Genomic DNA, 16,448 nt, shown 5'->3' on the forward strand with positions numbered 1-16,448 from the left:
CTCTCAATTCTCTATATTTTCTTCGTACTTTTCGCCATTTTGTAATTTTTTCAATACTTCAGGAGGGAAAACCATTCTACAGATTACTTTAGCAGTTTTATGATATTCCTCGGTATCCCCTGATTCCAACACTTTACCGGTTGTATTCTCAGCAAGCAGCATAATCGACCAAGTAAGCGTATTTAAATCTAAGTCCTTCCAGGTTAGCCCCTTCTCACAAGCCTTTTGCAATCCTGCATAGATTCTGCCGTGAATTTTTAATTTTGCAGAAGCGATAACCTCTGAAAGCTCCGGATCCTTTAATAATAATTCTGGTAAAACACGATGTAATCCAAGCCGTTGCAACCTATTCCCATGCGCTTCAAGCAGTTCAGCTAACCTGGTTTCAGGATTCCCGTTTACCCAGCTTGGTTCAGGAGGCATAAGTTTTTCAATTTTATCCTCTAATAGCGACATCAATAATTGACGTTTATCTAAAAAATACCGATAAAAGGTCCCTGTAGCAACCCCTGCTTTGGCAGCAATTTCCTTTGCGGTGGTTTGCTCATATCCCTTCGAAATAAACAATGCATGACCACTTTCTAGCAGAGCATTCCTTTTTTGCTGAGCACGCTCTTGTTTTGGTACAAAAGGAAAATCACCAACCAACTGGTCTTCACGGTCTGACATTTTATCACCTCAGGTCCAATCATATCATAAATAATAAAAAGGTGAACCTCTGTTCATATTTCCATTGACAGTTTTCTTAAACCATGTAATACTATGAACCATAGTTCATGTTATATCCACTTCTTAGTTGGCACCCCTTGACTAAATGAAATTGGAATAACATGAACATAATTTATTAAAAATTTCTGAAATGAACAGGATTTTTGATTTTTTCACCGAATTATTAAAGAAAATTACTGTAGGATTGAGAATATCTAGGCACCTGCCGGAATGATCTTCATATGATGTGAATAATAATACATTCCCAATACTTCTGCCTAGTGTTTTCTGGTTTTCATCCTATATAATATCACCATACTACCTTGGAAGGTGTGAATAATTTGGCAGCCAATTCTGAACCGAAAAAAATTGACATTAATTCAACCATTTCCTTAAAAGGAATCGTGAAGGCCATCTTTAACGATACCATTCATGTGCAAATTGGTGGAAAGATTATTACCTTACCAAAAGGAGATTTCCTGCTGGACAAATCAATGAATTAAATAAATAATCATTTTATTAAGCCCATCACTTCCCACTGAAGTGATGGGCTTATTTTTAACGCATCTTATCAAATACCGTGTTTTGAACGCAGCGAATCATATCCCCCCTGCTAATGACCCCCAGCACATGACTGTATTGATCAATCACCGGCAGCTTTTTAAAATGGTGTTTCGCTAAAAGTTGTACCACTTGTTTCACATCATCCTCAGGTGAAACCGTTACCAAACCATGGGTTTTGGCAATTTTTATGATCTTCAGATTCGCCATCTCTTTAATCCTGCTCTCTAAATTTTGTTCCCAATGATAACTGATAAAAGAAAAATAGTCATTAATTCTTCGGTCAACCGGTTGAATCGCCCTCAAAATATCTCCATCCGTAACAATCCCCTGTAATTTCCCTTCCTTATCCATGATCGGCACACCACCGATTTTTCTTTCAACCATTATTTTCATTACATCTTTAATTGTTGCGTCAGGACTGGCGGCAATCACACTTGTTATCATAAAATCCTTTACTTTCATAACGCAGCACCGCTTTCTGTTGTATTAATAATGAACAGCTATGTAACTTCTATTATTTGGAACCTTCAATGATTTTATTGCTAAAACATGCCCATATTGGAAGGAAACTGCCATTATTTTAAGGATTGACGAGGTGACCTCCTGACACTCTTACTAGGCGCTTGATACGGAGGCATACACTGGTATATCCGCTTTGTGAATACAAATACATTGATGGTAAGATGTATTTGTTCAATAAAAAACCTAACGGAGGGGATTTTTTATCAATCCATTAGAATTGAATTACACGAGTGAAATGGAAAAAGCCATGCACAAGGCTCATGGAGTTGGCTATCAAGTATATAGTCAAAAGCATTCAGTGAGAATTAGAGTTGAAAATCAACGAGAACGAAATTATCGAGAAAGTAAGAGATTGCTTGCAGAAATCACGAGTAAACTTTATGCCTACGCAACCTAAATAGAAAAAGGGAACCGGTTTACATTCACCTGTTCCCTTTTGTGTTTTCATTCCTTAACTTCATATAACAGTCACATGTCATCACATGATCATTGACCATTCCAACGGCCTGCATAAAGGCATAACAAATCGTTGTGCCGACAAATTTAAAGCCGCGCTTTTTTAGGTCTTTACTAAGCCTATCACTAATACTAGTAGTCGCAGGGACTTTCGATAAGTCCTCGAAGTGATTTTGAATCGGTTTTCCATCGACAAATGACCAGATATAGGCGCTGAACGAACCGAATTCCTCCACCACTTTTAAAAACGCTTTTGCATTCGTAATAACCGCATGGATTTTCAACTTATTCCGGACAATTCCTTTATTGTTTAGCAGCTCTTCAATTTTTCGATCATTATAGCGAACAATTTTTTCTGCCTCAAAGTTGTCGAATGCCTCCCTGTAATTGGCGCGTTTCTTTAAAATCGTATACCAGCTTAATCCTGCCTGCGCTCCTTCAAGATTCAAATACTCAAATAGCTGGCGATCATCATAAACCGGCACGCCCCATTCGTGGTCATGATAATCGATATATAATGGATCCTGATTTACCCAGCCACATCGATTCATTTATTACCACCTCCTCTTTTTAAAATACCATAAATTAGTTTTTTATTAAAAAAGTCCGAAAACTAAAAATAATTCTTCTATTTTTAGCAAAAATATGATAATTTATTAAGTGTTAAAGGATTTCATGCAGAATAAGTAAAAAAGCGAAGGATTTAATTCACTGAATTACTACCTTACTAATTCTCTAATCTGCTAAAGTAAGGAAGGAGGATGAAATGAAACAACTACCTATTAAGCTTTTAATAAAGGAAAAGTTCTCCCTTTTATCAGCTGGCCAAAAAAAAGTGGCCAATTATCTCATTGAACATCTTGATGAGTTTGCCTTCAAAACAGCTTATCAAATTGGAAAAAAAACTGGCGTCAGCGAAACCACTGTGATTAGACTTTCTTTCGCACTAGGTTTTGAAGGATTTAGTGACATGCAGACAACGATACAAAATCAACTGCTTCAACAACATCAGGCGGAGTTTTTTGATAGAAGTCAACAAGAAGAAATCAATGATCCCTTTAAAAAGGTAATTGAAAATGAAGTCCATATTTTAAGACATATGCTCAATCCAACAAATATAGATGAGATTTGGAATGCAGTAGATACCCTGATTAAGGCTGACCAAGTATTAATTGCTGGATATTGTCTTTCCCACGCTGCAGCCTACTGGTTTTCCTATAGGCTTAGTACCTTAAGGGAAAACGTCAACCTATGTTCCCCTAATGGAAATTTTGTCGAGCAATTTTGTAATCTTACAAAAAATTCGGTTGTTGTCGTTTTTTCATTCCCGCGCTATTCAAATGAAACGATTAAAATAGCGGAGTGTGCTGCAAACCACGGTATTCAAATAATCGCGGTTACGGACCGCCTCCTCTCACCCATTGGGCGAATTTCAAATATTGTCGTTACGACAGAAGAGAACGCCGATACTGGAGTGAATTCGATTGCATCCGTCATTAGTTTACTTGACCTGATTATCGAAGGAATCCAACAAAAAGATCAAAAACGAATCCATTCCCATCAGCAAAAACTAGAAATGCTTTATTCAAGCTTTCATGTTTTTAAAGAATAAACCTTAAAGGAGGTGGTTGAAAAATTGAAAGCGATTCCAAAAATTGTCTTTCAAAAGAATTCAACTACAGCAAATCGATTAACACCTAAAAGTAAAGTTTAAAAGATATCCATTGAGAAAAAAATTTTAACCAATACGCACTCCTTCGCGTTTTCGGTATAAAAATTTAATAAAATAAAAGAGGTGTTTTATGTCAAATACTGCAAAGAAGTTTCAAACATCAGAACAAATGGGACAAACTGTTCAGCATGAACATTTGGAAAGAAAACTGAAAACAAGACATTTAACGATGATTGCCATGGGTGGAACGATTGGTACCGGCTTGTTTTTAGCAAGCGGTGCGACCATTCATGATGCCGGCCCAGGCGGAGCAATTGCTGCCTATTTAATTGCAGGAATCATGGTGTATTTTCTTATGGCAAGTCTTGCTGAAATGGCTGCATTTATTCCTATTTCCGGTTCATTCAGTACGTATACAGGTAGATTTGTTGACCCTGCATTAGGCTTTGCAGTTGGTTGGAACTATTGGTATAATAACGCGATTATCCTTGCTTTGGAATTATCCGCATCATCTTTAATCATGAAATATTGGCTACCTGATGTGCCGGGAATCGTTTGGAGTGCAAGCTTCCTTGTCCTTATTTTTGGCTTAAATGTACTTTCCGTTAAAGGATACGGTGAATCAGAATTCTGGTTCTCCATTATCAAGGTTGCAACGATTATTATTTTCATTGTTGTTGGTTTATTAATGATTTTTGGAATTATGAAAGGCTATACCGGTGGATTTGGAAACCTTACAAAAGGCGATGCACCATTCCATGGCGGGCTATTATCCATTTTCAGTGTGTTTATGGTTGTAGGTTTTGCCTTCCAAGGAACTGAAATGGTTGGGGTTGCAGCCGGAGAAAGTGAAAATCCTGAAAAAGATATGCCAAGAGCCATTAAACAAATTTTCTGGCGCATTCTTTTGTTCTACGTTTTAGCCATTTTCGTTATCGGCTGTTTGATTAGCTATAAGGATCCAAACTTATTAGGCGGCGACCTAGAAAATATTGCTGTCAGTCCTTTTACTCTCGTATTTAAACATGCAGGTTTAGCTTTTGCCGCTGCTGCAATGAACGCTGTCATCCTTACATCGGTTTTATCAGCAGGAAACTCATCCTTATACGTTGGTTCCCGTGTCCTTTGGACATTGGCTGAAGAAGGAAAAGCACCGGCATTTTTGAAAAAAGTAAATAAGGGCGGCGTACCTGTTAACGCGCTTTACGTTACTACACTTATCGGGATGCTTTGTTTCTTAACCTCTCTTTTCGGAGACGGTACCGTTTATAATTGGCTTTTAAATGCAGCAGGTTTAGCCGGTTACCTTTCTTGGTTAGGTATTTCAATCACCCACATGCGCTTTAGAAAAGCGTATAAAGCACAAGGAAGAGATATGAAGGATCTTCCATATGTAGCAAAATGGTTCCCATTAGGACCAATTTTAGCAACAATCCTTTGCTTGGTTGCTACGCTTGGTACCAATTATGGTGCGTTTATTGGTGATAAAGTCGACTGGTATGGTATACTTGTTTCGTACATTGGATTGCCATTATTTATTGCCGGCTACTTAGGCTATAAATTAGTAAAGAAAACGAAAATGGTTCCACTAAAAGAGGCAGATTTCAGTAGAGAATAATTTTTCCCCCTAACGCCTTGTTTCCGCAAGGCGTTAGCTTTTTTTTACATACTAAGCATAATGAGGGAAAGGAGAATGAAAAAGCTATGAAAATAAAAGAAATTACTCTAAGGCATTTAAAAATGGATTTACTTTATCCTTTTGTCACCAGCTTCGGAGAAGAAAAAGATCGGGATTTTATTCTTGTCGAAGTGAAAAACGAGGATGGTCTAACCGGGTGGGCCGAAAATGTTGCCATGCCTACCCCCTACTATAATGAGGAAACCGTAAAAACGAATTGGCATATGTTAGAAGATTTTTTAATGCCCCTTTTGTTAAACCATGATTTCAGTCATCCTGATGAGTTGTCGGAAAAACTGTTTGCTCATATTCGCGGAAATTACATGGCAAAGGCTAGTTTAGAAATGGCTGCATGGGATTTATATGCCAGGGAACAAAACATTTCTCTTGCCAGTGCTCTAGGCGGAACGAAAAAAACCATTGATGTCGGTGTAAGCATTGGCATTAAAGACTCCATTGAAGATACGCTAAAGGTGATTGAGCAGCGCCGCTCGGAAGGCTATAAGCGCTTCAAATTAAAAATTAAGCCAGGCTGGGACGTTGAATTAATTGACAAGGTTCGTAAGGTATATCCTGATATCCCGCTAATGGCGGATGCAAATTCGGCCTACACTTTAAACGATATGGACCTGTTAACCGCACTGGATGACTATAACTTAATGATGATTGAACAGCCCTTAGCCTATAATGATATTATTGATCATGCGGCGCTTCAAGCAAAATTAAAAACACCGATTTGCCTGGACGAGAGCATTCATTCATTAGCAGATACTCAAAAGGCATTGAAGCTTGGAAGCTGTAAAATTATCAATATTAAAGTGGGCCGGGTTGGCGGATTGACCGAAGCAAAGAAAATCCATGATTATTGTATGGCACATAATGTACCGGTATGGTGTGGAGGGATGCTCGAGTCTGGCATTGGCAGGGCTCATAATATCGCGTTGACCTCTCTGCCAAACTTTACACTTCCTGGAGACACAGCCGGTTCTGCACTTTACTGGGCAGAAGATATTATTGAACCAGAGGTTATCGCCGAAAGTGGTACCATCACGGTTCCAGACGGTCCGGGAATGGGTTATATGCCAAGGATGGAAAAAATCGAAAAGTATACCTTATCTAGTAAGACCTATCGTTAAAATCGAAAAGGGTGAACCTATTCACCCTTTTTTTTTATTGGAAAAATAAATTTGGTCTTTAAAACTCAATAAACCCCATATCTTTTACTTTTACAATTGCCTCAATTCTAGTATGTACCCCAAGCTTTTGAAATAAATTGGTTAAATTATATTCCAAAGTTCTTTGCCCGATGAACATTGTTTGGGCAATCTCCTTGTTGGTTTTTCCTTTTACGAGTTCAGTTAAAATTTTCTTTTCCTTTTCATTAAAAGAAATTCCTTCGTTAGGACTTTCCAGCAAAAATGATGGTTTTGACCCATGGTAGATTTCTTTTAACAAAGTATATGGAATAATCGCTTCTTTATTTAATGCACAACGAATCGATCTGATTAACTGTTGCCTTGTTGCTGTTTTTGATATAAAGCCTACAGCACCAGAATCCATTAATAAATCAATATATGGAAGGATTTCGTTATCACAATAGATTAAAATATTCGCATTTGGTTCTATCGCTAACACTTTTTTGGTTAATTCAAATCCATCTAATTCAGGCATTTGTAAATCAAAAAGCATGACATCAAATGATTGGGTTTTTGTCATTTCTAAAGCCTTTAATGATGAAGATTCAAACAGTACCTTCATATCCTGCTCTTTTTCAATAATTAATTTAGTACCTTCCCCCATCAACGGATGATCATCAACAAGCAAAATGTGAATCATTTAAACACCTCAAAATACATTTTTACCTAGTATCAAAAGTAATTATACTTCTCAATTGGTTTTTTGGATACTCCCGATTCAGGTTATTTCCATTAAGAAGAAAAAAATGCCTCCCCACCGAGAGACATACAAGATTATACCACAATGTAAATTCAAGGTTATAGGAAGGTGTCTAAAGAAAAACCTTTTGCCTCAAAACTTTGACGTAGACGTAGGATGGCGCGGGAATGGATTTGGGAAATTCGTCCTTTTGTCAGATTCATAATATCAGCAATTTCTATTTGAGTCAGACCCTCGTAATACAATAATGTTATGACAAGTCTCTCATTTTCCGGCATCTTATCAATACATTCTGCCATTAACTTTTTAAATTCTCCCATTTGCATTTGTCGTTCTTGAGAAATGCTGTTTTCATCACTTAGTTGATCCAAGCGGCTCTGTTGTTTTCCTTCATCTTCGAATGCATTCACTGGTTCGTTAAGGGAAATCAATGTAGACAATGATAAAGCAGCCATCACTTGATCAACTTCCTCAATCGATATATCCAAATATTTACTTAGTTCCTCTTCACTAGGAGATTTCATCAAAGTTTGTTCAAGGTGACGAAGAGCGAGATTTAGTTTTTTCGCTTTCTCCCTTACTCCCCTAGGAACCCAGTCCATTTGGCGAATGCCATCAAGCATTGCCCCCTTTATCCTCCAAAGACCATATGTCTCAAACTGATACCCTTTACTATAGTCGAATTTATTAATGGCCTCAATTAAACCAATATAACCCAATCCAATCAAATCCTCTTTAGGAATAATTCGTTGAGGGATACTTTGGGACATCCGATTGGCCATTTGCTCTACCAAATACATATATTGTTTTACCAAATTTTCCTGCAAGTTTGAATCATTGCTTTCTCGATACGTTCTCCATAAAAAATAATGGGGAATGCTGTTTTTGATAGCTGGTCTCAAGTGTTATCCCTCCTTGTTATTCTCTGTCCATGATTGGATCATGTGTGCAATAGTTTCCGGGTCTTTCGTGCCCTCACCATTATGTAAAGAGTGGAGAGTAACTGCCTGGAACAAAGACTCATTCTCGTGCTTTTCTCCGAAACGATTTAAATAGTCTTCTGTTTCCCACTCCTCTTCAATAGATGGGTCCTCCAACGGCTTTGAAGTTTTCATTACTGAAATTTGATACAATATAGACCGTAAAATATAACCAAAAACAAAGAAAAGAAGAAAACCGATTACGGATCTGAATGTTGATGTTTGCCAAGTGTTATTCCCAATTGAAAAAACAAAAGTAAGTAGGAACGTAACAACACCCAAGATTACATTTACTATCCAATTTGCTGCCATATAACCCCATCCTTTATGACGATTTCCCTAGAGACAGAACTTTTTCAAAAAAACCTCGAATCCCTTTCGACGAAACCGATGAAGCCTCATTTTTTTCTCGCAAATAAGAAAATACAATCTCCTTCATATTTTTTGATGCTTTACAATTTGGATAAGATATAAAAAAGGGCGTTTGTGCTTTAACCGACTTCCTTACATGTTGATCCTCCAACAGATAGCCTAGTGTTTTTAATTCCAGCTTCAAAAAATGCCAGCAAGTATTCTGCAATCTTTTTGAAGTTTCTACTGCCTCTCGATACGATTGGGCACGATTAATTACTAAACGAAACTTCGGAATTTGGTCAGTGTATTGCACGATTGTTTTCAAAACTGCATATGAATCAGCCATAGACGTTGGCTCAGGTGTGGTGACTAATATCGTTTCATCTGAAGCTAAAATAAAATCGACAAGTTCCTTTGAAATACCGGCACCGGTGTCAAGTAAAATAAAATCAGCGTAAGTTTGAAGTTCTTGAAGCTGGTTCACAAAAAAACTAAGTGTCCTATGTTCAAGTTCCATAAGATCGTCTAACTCCAAACCACCGTAAATATATTCGACACCACCCATACCCTTTTCAATCACGTCCAAAATCTGTTTCCTTTGTTGGAGAACATCTAGCAGTCTATACCGAGGAGCGATGCCCATAAGAATATTAATATTAGCAGTAGATAAATCTAAATCTAAAATGACCACTTTTTTACCGACCGCTATTAAGCCTAATGCAAAATTAAGTGTAAAATTTGATTTACCAACCCCGCCCTTTCCACTTGTAATGGTTATCAAGCGAGAAGATTGTTTTTTTTTCTGCTGAATATTATAACGATGCATATATTCGCGAAGACTTTGAGCTTGGTCCATGGCTATTCCCTTCCTAATAAATATCTCGCAACCAGCGACGCATTGATGGCTGTAATATCTTCCGGAACACTTTGTCCATTTGTCATATACGTCAATTGGAATGGATATTTAAAAGCAATATTAAGAATCGAACCATAGCTGGTTGTTTCATCAAACTTTGTTAAAATCAAGCGATTGACAGAGCTCCCGGAGAACTCATCTAACAATAATTGCAAATCTTCATATTTAGTCGTCAAGCTTATAACCAAATATTGATCACTTTCGATTGGAAGATTCAAATATTCCATAATCGACGTACGATATTCAGCATCCTTATAATTACGACCCGTTGTATCCATATAAATAAGGTCATAGCTTTCTAGTTTTTTTAATGCCTTTTCTAATTCATCTATTGAGCGGACCACTTCCACCGGCACACCTAAAATAACAGCATAGGTTTTGAGCTGTTCCACAGCAGCAATCCGGTATACATCGGTCGTAATCATCGCCACTTTCCGCTTTTGTTTTAAAACTTGTTCTGTTGCAAGTTTGGCAATTGTAGTGGTTTTTCCAACACCAGTTGGTCCAATTAAATTAATCATCCGGGTCTTGTCTTGGACTACACTCGACTCTGGAATCCGCTTTTCAATAATCTCGACAATAATGGAACTTATTTCATTCTCAATGGCTTGATCGTTCAAACTATTTTTAGACTCAAATTTCAATAGGATTCGATTGAGAATATATTCAATCACTTCTTCGCTGACACCCTGTTTTTTTAAATGGTTGTTCCATTTTACGAAACCAGGAGGCAACGAGCTTTTCTGACTATCGCTAATGATATAGTTCATCATCATTTTTCTCATTTGCTGCAATTCTTCCAATAGTAAATCCTCATTTTTCAAAGATTGAGAGGAAGAAACTGTCTTTTCTTTAGGAGCGATTTCCTTAGAATAATATTGATACAGTTTCTGAGGCTGCTTATGAAAAACGGCGGCATTGGTTTCTAAATCTTCTGTTTTGTTTTCCTGAACCTTTTTGTTCCGTTCAGTTTGTATCGTCTTTTCTATTTGCGGTAATGTAAATTTTGGTTCTGGGGCACTCGAATCCTTATCTACTGAGTATGCCGTCACTTCAAATTTTTGTTTCGTAAAAAAGCCGAAAAGCCCTCCTGTTTTTATTACCTTTGTGTTAACAATAATGGCATCCTCCCCTAATTGCTGACGAACCATTTTTAGGGCAACAGGCATTGACTCTGCTACTATTTTTTTCGTTTTCATATGTTTACCACTCCAATACTTTGAATCTCAATATCAGGCTCTAGCTCTGTATAGGAAAGAACAGGCACATTCGGCATAATTTTATCAACAAATTGTTTTAAATACATCCGAATGTTTGGAGAGGTTAAGAAAATAGGCTGGCTGCCTGCATTGACAACCCGTTCAATTTGCTCCTGTAGTTCAGCAGAAATTTTTCTGGACATTTGTGGATCCATGGAAAGATAATGGACTCCCGCTTCAGTTTGTTGTATATAATCCGATATTCCTTTTTCAAGCGTAGCCCCGGCCGTTAACACATGAATAACTCCATTTTCTGCATATTGCTCAGTAATTTGACGTGTCAGAGATTGACGTACATATTCCGTTAAAACTTTAGGCTCCTTTGTATACATCGCATAGTCAGCTAATGTTTCGAATATCGCAGCTAAATCCCGAATGGATATTTGTTCTCGGAGAAGATTCTGTAATACCTTTTGAACCTCTCCTACCGATAGTAAATTAGGAACCAATTCCTCTACTAAATTAGGATGAGTTTGTTTCATATTATCAATTAATTCTTTAGTTTCTTCCCTACGAAGAAGCTGATACGCAAATTTCTTTAATACCTCTGTTAAATGAGTAGCTATTACAGATGGAGGATCTACAATCATATATCCCAAAAGTTCAACTTTTTGTTTTTCCTCCATATTCACCCAGGTAGCAGGAAGACCAAACGCCGGTTCAATGACTTGAATTCCTACAATTCCCGATTCATCGGCACCTTGGGTCATCGCAAGGAAATGATCCAAATATACTTCCCCTTCGGTAATTCGATTGCCGCGGAACTTTAAAACATATTGATTAGGCGGCAATTGCAAATTATCCCGGATACGAATGGTTGGAATAATCAAGCCTAATTCTATGGCAAATTGCCTGCGAATCATCACAATCCGATCAAGGATATCTCCGCCTTGTTTTTGATCTGCGAGCGGTATCAAACCATAACCGATCTCTAATTCAAGGGTATCAAGGGGAAGCAGAGTAACCGCTTTTTCGGGACTTCCGTTATCATTCTCCATACCTTCCATTTCAATCTGCTCATTACGCAATTCTTCTTTTTGTACCGCCTTTTGCATGGTATAGGCCCCAATCGATAATGCAGCAGCCACAGGAAGAGTCAGGAAAATCCCAATCGGAGTAAAGATTCCTAGCAGCATGATTGTTCCGGCGACAATGTAAAGAAGTTTCGGATAATTAAAGATTTGTTGCATAATATCCGAGCCCAAATTTCCATCAGAGGCAGCACGGGTAACCGTTATCCCTGTTGCAGTTGAAATCAGTAAGGCAGGCACCTGGCTAACCAATCCATCCCCCACTGATAATAATGTGAAGGTGCTGGCAGACTCAGCAAAGCCCATGCCATGAATAACCATGCCTATTATAAAACCACCTATAACATTGATGAGCAGAATAACAATTCCGGCGATTGCATCCCCTTTGACAAATTTACTGGCACCATCCATAGCGCCGTAAAAATCTGCCTCTTGTTCAATTTTCTTACGACGTGTGCGGGCATCCTGCTCACTAATCAACCCCGCATTCATATCGGCATCAATACTCATTTGTTTTCCCGGCATAGCATCCAAGGTAAAGCGTGCTGCTACTTCTGCAACTCTTTCAGATCCTTTTGTGATGACAATGAATTGAATTACAACAAGAATGAGGAAAACAACAAAACCTACAACCGGATTTCCACCGATTACAAACGAACCAAACGTCTCGATTACCTTTCCTCCGTCTGCCTTTGAAAGAATCGAACGGGTTGTCGACACATTCAGCGCCAAACGGAATAAGGTTGTGATTAATAATGCCGTTGGAAAAATAGAAAAGTCCAATGGCTCTTTGCTGTTCATAGCTACTAACAAGATTAATAATGACAAGCAAATATTGAAGATTAGTAGAAAATCCAATAATAATGTTGGCATTGGAATAATCATCATGGCGACAATCATGATGACAAGTATTAATACCGAAAAATCTTTTGTTTTCATGTCATCATCCCCTTATAACGACCTTCCTGGTAGTACACATAAGCTAAAATTTCTCCGACAGCATTGAATAATTCCTCCGGTATTTGTTCACCGACTTCAACAGAGGCAAATAACGCACGCGCCAAAGGTTTATTTTCCACGGTCATAATTTTATGCTGTTTAGCAATCTCTTTGATTTTTAGTGCGATATAATCCTGTCCTTTCGCAATGACCTCTGGTGCGTCCATTGCTGTAAAATCATAGCGGATGGCCACAGCAAAATGCGTAGGATTCGTAATAATCACATCGGCCTTTGGCACTTCCTGCATCATACGATTCATAGATAATTGTCTTTGTATCGCTCTTCTCTTTCCTTTAATGAAGGGATCCCCTTCCATCTTTTTATGTTCATCTTTAATGTCCTGTTTTGACATACGGAGCTTTTTTTCATATTCAAACTTTTGATAAAAGTAATCCGCTGCGGCCAAGACGGCCAAACAAGTACTGACGGTGATTCCAAGTTTGAGTGTAAGAGAACCAATGATTTTAGATGCGTCTAAAAGGTTTTTATCCCCAATGGTAAACAGTGCATCTTTCTCCTGCCAAATCATGATGGAGACAATAGCAGAGGTAATGACGATTTTTAAGATTGATTTTATCATTTCCACCAAGGACCTTATTGAAAATATCTTTTTCGCTCCCTGAAGAGGATTTATTTTTCCAAAGTCCATTTTGATGGATGACATATTGAACATAAATCCGACTTGGAAAAAGTTAGCTAAAATTCCCGCTACCAATACAACAATTAGAAGCGGAGCTACTAATTTGGCGGCATCGAGCAACAACTGATTAAATAGTGTCTGGGTGCTGGTAATGGAAAGATTCAAATGAATATATTCCTCGAAACAGCGGCGGTAGAGATTAAAGCACCCTTCAATAAAACTTTTCCCACCGATCAAAAAGAAAGAGAAAGACAACAGTAATGTCAGAGCCTGTGAAACTTCTGCACTCTTTACAACCTGCCCTTTTTTCCTTGCTTCCTGACGTTTATGCGGGGTGGCTTTTTCCGTCTTTTCTCCAGCCATGTTTATCCCCCCATTATTTTCAGAATCGTGTCCATGGATTGAAACATCGTATCAAAAAGGACTCTTAATATATAAAAAAAACTCGGCAATATAAAAATATAAATCAAAAAATGCAGCATAATTTTGATTGGCGGAGCAACGGCAAAAAAATTCATCTGCGGCACAGTTCTTGCAATGATGCCCAAACCAACATCTACAACAAACAGCGTTCCGATAATCGGTACAGCCATCATAAAGCCAATCATAAACATTTGGACGACACACTGCAGCAAAAAGGTAGACAGACGGCCGTCCATCCAGGCCGGTACAGCTGCCTGCAGGCCAATCCAATCAAAACTGGTTAAAATCCCTTTAATCAAAAGGTGATGGCCGTTTGTAGAAAGTAAAACTAAAATCGCGATAATATTCTGCAATCGTCCTGTTAATTGTGTATTGGTTTCAAAGGTCGGATCAAAAAGACTGGCCATTGAAAAACCAATTTGAAGATCGATTAACGAACCAGCCAATTGGACTGAATATAGCAAGATATTGGCTACCAACCCTAAGATAATCCCTACCATAAATTCTTTTAAGATTAGTAGAATGATCGTTCCTAGTTCCACAGAATGGATTGGATCTTTCACCATTCCAAAGCATAGAATACTAAGAACGCCGCTAAAACCAATTTTATATAAAGCTGGTATTTGCCTGCCGGAAAATACTGGAGCCGTCACCATAAAGGTTGTAATTCGTACAAATACAAGTAAAAAGGTCCACCATAAAGTCACATCCATTGGATTCACTTACCCAATATATTGTGAAAGATTCCCCAATAGGTTTTGGGTAAATTCCACTACATGCTGTAACATCCATGCACCAAAAATTAAAAGGGACAAAAAGACTGCAACAATTTTTGGCACAAAGGCAAGCGTCTGTTCTTGTATTTGTGTGGTAGCTTGAAAAATACTTACCAGTAAGCCGACAACTAAAGCCACTCCGGCCACTGGTGCAATGACAATCAAAATCGTATAGACAGAATCCTGGGCAAGTCGTAAAATCATTTCCGTACTCAAAGATAGGACCTCCTTATTGGAAACTCATTAGCAATGATTTGACAATTAAATGCCAACCATCAACCAAAATGAACAGTAAAATTTTAAACGGCAACGAAATCATCACTGGAGGAAGCATCATCATTCCCATCGACATCAATACACTGGAGACAATCATATCAATGACAAGAAAAGGAATAAAAATCATAAATCCCATCTGGAAAGCGGATTTTAATTCGCTTATGGCATAAGCAGGAACTAATGCTCTTAGCGGGATATCCTCCACCTTTTTCGGCATCTTCATGTTCCCATAATCTAAAAACAACTCTAAATCCTTCTCCCGAGTCTGTTTGGACATAAATTCCTTTAAAGGAATACTCGCCTTATTAAATGCCTGCTGCTGCGTCATTTTCCCTGCCATAAATGGCTGCAATGCCTGATGATTCATCTGCGAAAAAGTCGGGCCCATGATAAAAAACGTCATGAATAAGGCGAGTCCTACTAATACCTGATTGGGAGGTATTTGCTGGGTGCCAAGAGCATTGCGAACAAATCCCAGTACAACAATAATTCTTGTAAAACACGTCATTAAAACAAGAATTGCCGGAGCAATCGACAGCACAGTAATCATTACGATAATTTTCACTGTATTGGATACATCGCCAGTACTTCCGGATCCCAAATCAATTCCCGGAAGAATGGATTCCGTTGGACTTGCAGCATACACTGCCGAAACGGCACCAAGTAAAAGAATCGGAACGAGGAGGGCTATTTTTCGAAACATAAGCCTACTCCTCCCCATTTTCCTGGCGGATTTTTTGCAAATGTTTACCAAACACGGTGTTCCACACTTTTTTAGAATCATCAATGAGATCTTTTGTTGAAGGAACCTCAACTTGATTTTCAAAACTTTTCAGAATTTGTTGAAATTCTTCTCCTTGAGATATGGTACGGAGTAAAGTGATACTCTCGCCAACTCCAAAAATATAAATGGTTTGACCAATCAAGACCACTTGTAAGGAGCGGTTATTTCCAAGTACTTGTCCTCCTATTGGGAGAATAGGCCCAGTCGTCTGCATCATGCTGCCTCTTTTAGATAAAAAACGAAGCAATACAACTAATAATCCAATTACTAAGATAAAGGAGACGATAAATTTGGCAAAAAGGGGAAATAAGGAAGGTGTCCCAATATCCACTGTTTTTACAGCTTGTGATTTCGGGTTTTCCTTTCCATTATGGATCGTGTTATAAATGGAAGAATCGCCTGCAGAATTGGATTCTGCAGCGAATGTTGTGGATTGAAACGTTATTAGAGAACAAAGAATTATAAACAAGATCATGGTGTATTTCATGATTTTCTCCTTCCTTGGAGTTCAGG

The 16,448-nt window shown here is 38.2% G+C and carries 19 protein-coding genes; 5 read left to right on the top strand and 14 right to left on the bottom strand.

Annotation, left to right across the window (positions count from 1 at the left end):
* Window positions 1-3: 3 nt before the first annotated feature.
* Window positions 4-669 carry a TetR/AcrR family transcriptional regulator gene (locus tag ACFQZ9_RS04635; protein WP_498942512.1) on the bottom strand — a complete coding sequence of 222 codons (666 nt, stop codon included), beginning with the start codon at window positions 667-669 and terminating at the stop codon, window positions 4-6.
* Between the two features lie 380 nt (window positions 670-1,049).
* Between ACFQZ9_RS04635 and ACFQZ9_RS04640 the strand changes: the two genes are divergently transcribed.
* The gene (locus ACFQZ9_RS04640; protein ID WP_165976193.1) at window positions 1,050-1,211 is read left to right on the top strand and encodes a hypothetical protein; all 162 of its coding nucleotides are present in this window, start codon (window positions 1,050-1,052) and stop codon (window positions 1,209-1,211) included.
* A 55-nt stretch (window positions 1,212-1,266) separates the two neighbouring features.
* Here ACFQZ9_RS04640 and ACFQZ9_RS04645 read toward each other — a convergent pair whose 3' ends face one another.
* Window positions 1,267-1,734, bottom strand: coding sequence for a CBS domain-containing protein (locus tag ACFQZ9_RS04645; RefSeq protein ID WP_498942513.1), 468 nt, complete (start codon window positions 1,732-1,734; stop codon window positions 1,267-1,269).
* A 307-nt stretch (window positions 1,735-2,041) separates the two neighbouring features.
* On the opposite strand from ACFQZ9_RS04645, the gene ACFQZ9_RS04650 reads away from it, so the two are divergent.
* Window positions 2,042-2,191, top strand: a complete 150-nt coding sequence (locus tag ACFQZ9_RS04650) for a YuzK family famiily protein (RefSeq protein ID WP_498942514.1) — start codon at window positions 2,042-2,044, stop codon at window positions 2,189-2,191.
* A 25-nt stretch (window positions 2,192-2,216) separates the two neighbouring features.
* On the opposite strand, the gene ACFQZ9_RS04655 is transcribed toward ACFQZ9_RS04650, so the two are convergent.
* Window positions 2,217-2,801, bottom strand: coding sequence for a DNA-3-methyladenine glycosylase I (locus ACFQZ9_RS04655; protein ID WP_498942515.1), 585 nt, complete (start codon window positions 2,799-2,801; stop codon window positions 2,217-2,219).
* 215 nt (window positions 2,802-3,016) lie between these two features.
* On the opposite strand from ACFQZ9_RS04655, the gene ACFQZ9_RS04660 reads away from it, so the two are divergent.
* The 3 genes from ACFQZ9_RS04660 to menC all read left to right on the top strand — a co-directional run bounded on the left by ACFQZ9_RS04660 (window position 3,017) and on the right by menC (window position 6,736).
* A complete protein-coding gene (locus ACFQZ9_RS04660; RefSeq protein WP_498942516.1) occupies window positions 3,017-3,862 on the top strand; it encodes a MurR/RpiR family transcriptional regulator in 846 nt (281 codons plus the stop codon).
* 190 nt (window positions 3,863-4,052) lie between these two features.
* Window positions 4,053-5,540 (top strand): amino acid permease, encoded by a 1,488-nt coding sequence (locus ACFQZ9_RS04665; protein WP_198309925.1) that lies wholly within the window; start codon window positions 4,053-4,055, stop codon window positions 5,538-5,540.
* Window positions 5,541-5,626: 86 nt separating this feature from the next.
* Window positions 5,627-6,736, top strand: a complete 1,110-nt coding sequence (gene menC, locus ACFQZ9_RS04670) for an o-succinylbenzoate synthase (RefSeq protein ID WP_498942517.1) — start codon at window positions 5,627-5,629, stop codon at window positions 6,734-6,736.
* Window positions 6,737-6,794: 58 nt separating this feature from the next.
* Here the strand turns inward: menC and ACFQZ9_RS04675 are convergent, their stop codons facing one another.
* The 11 genes from ACFQZ9_RS04675 to ACFQZ9_RS04725 form a co-directional block, all read right to left on the bottom strand.
* Window positions 6,795-7,436 (bottom strand): response regulator transcription factor, encoded by a 642-nt coding sequence (locus ACFQZ9_RS04675; protein WP_498942518.1) that lies wholly within the window; start codon window positions 7,434-7,436, stop codon window positions 6,795-6,797.
* A gap of 158 nt (window positions 7,437-7,594) precedes the next feature.
* Window positions 7,595-8,398 carry a sigma-70 family RNA polymerase sigma factor gene (locus ACFQZ9_RS04680; RefSeq protein WP_498942519.1) on the bottom strand — a complete coding sequence of 268 codons (804 nt, stop codon included), beginning with the start codon at window positions 8,396-8,398 and terminating at the stop codon, window positions 7,595-7,597.
* 3 nt (window positions 8,399-8,401) lie between these two features.
* Window positions 8,402-8,788: a hypothetical protein gene (locus ACFQZ9_RS04685; protein WP_498942520.1), complete on the bottom strand. Its 387-nt coding sequence runs from the start codon at window positions 8,786-8,788 to the stop codon at window positions 8,402-8,404.
* Between the two features lie 13 nt (window positions 8,789-8,801).
* Window positions 8,802-9,686, bottom strand: coding sequence for a MinD/ParA family protein (locus ACFQZ9_RS04690; protein WP_498942521.1), 885 nt, complete (start codon window positions 9,684-9,686; stop codon window positions 8,802-8,804).
* A gap of 2 nt (window positions 9,687-9,688) precedes the next feature.
* Complete coding sequence (gene flhF, locus ACFQZ9_RS04695) at window positions 9,689-10,945, bottom strand: flagellar biosynthesis GTPase FlhF (protein ID WP_498942522.1); 1,257 nt, start codon at window positions 10,943-10,945, stop codon at window positions 9,689-9,691.
* Complete coding sequence (gene flhA, locus ACFQZ9_RS04700) at window positions 10,942-12,975, bottom strand: flagellar biosynthesis protein FlhA (protein ID WP_498942523.1); 2,034 nt, start codon at window positions 12,973-12,975, stop codon at window positions 10,942-10,944. Before flhA ends, flhF begins: the two co-directional genes overlap by 4 nt.
* Window positions 12,972-14,039: an EscU/YscU/HrcU family type III secretion system export apparatus switch protein gene (gene flhB / locus ACFQZ9_RS04705; protein ID WP_498942524.1), complete on the bottom strand. Its 1,068-nt coding sequence runs from the start codon at window positions 14,037-14,039 to the stop codon at window positions 12,972-12,974. Before flhB ends, flhA begins: the two co-directional genes overlap by 4 nt.
* Window positions 14,040-14,041: 2 nt before the next feature.
* Window positions 14,042-14,812 carry a flagellar biosynthetic protein FliR gene (fliR, locus tag ACFQZ9_RS04710; RefSeq protein ID WP_498942525.1) on the bottom strand — a complete coding sequence of 257 codons (771 nt, stop codon included), beginning with the start codon at window positions 14,810-14,812 and terminating at the stop codon, window positions 14,042-14,044.
* A 9-nt stretch (window positions 14,813-14,821) separates the two neighbouring features.
* Window positions 14,822-15,091, bottom strand: coding sequence for a flagellar biosynthetic protein FliQ (fliQ, locus tag ACFQZ9_RS04715; RefSeq protein WP_498942526.1), 270 nt, complete (start codon window positions 15,089-15,091; stop codon window positions 14,822-14,824).
* A 13-nt stretch (window positions 15,092-15,104) separates the two neighbouring features.
* The gene (fliP, locus tag ACFQZ9_RS04720) at window positions 15,105-15,854 is read right to left on the bottom strand and encodes a flagellar type III secretion system pore protein FliP (protein ID WP_498942527.1); all 750 of its coding nucleotides are present in this window, start codon (window positions 15,852-15,854) and stop codon (window positions 15,105-15,107) included.
* A gap of 4 nt (window positions 15,855-15,858) precedes the next feature.
* Window positions 15,859-16,422, bottom strand: a complete 564-nt coding sequence (locus ACFQZ9_RS04725; protein WP_498942528.1) for a flagellar biosynthetic protein FliO — start codon at window positions 16,420-16,422, stop codon at window positions 15,859-15,861.
* Window positions 16,423-16,448: the final 26 nt, after the last annotated feature.

Origin of the sequence: Neobacillus sp. GCM10027624 (assembly GCF_042675345.1) — a bacterium.
Taxonomy (GTDB): Bacteria; Bacillota; Bacilli; order Bacillales; family Cytobacillaceae; genus Neobacillus; species Neobacillus cucumis_D.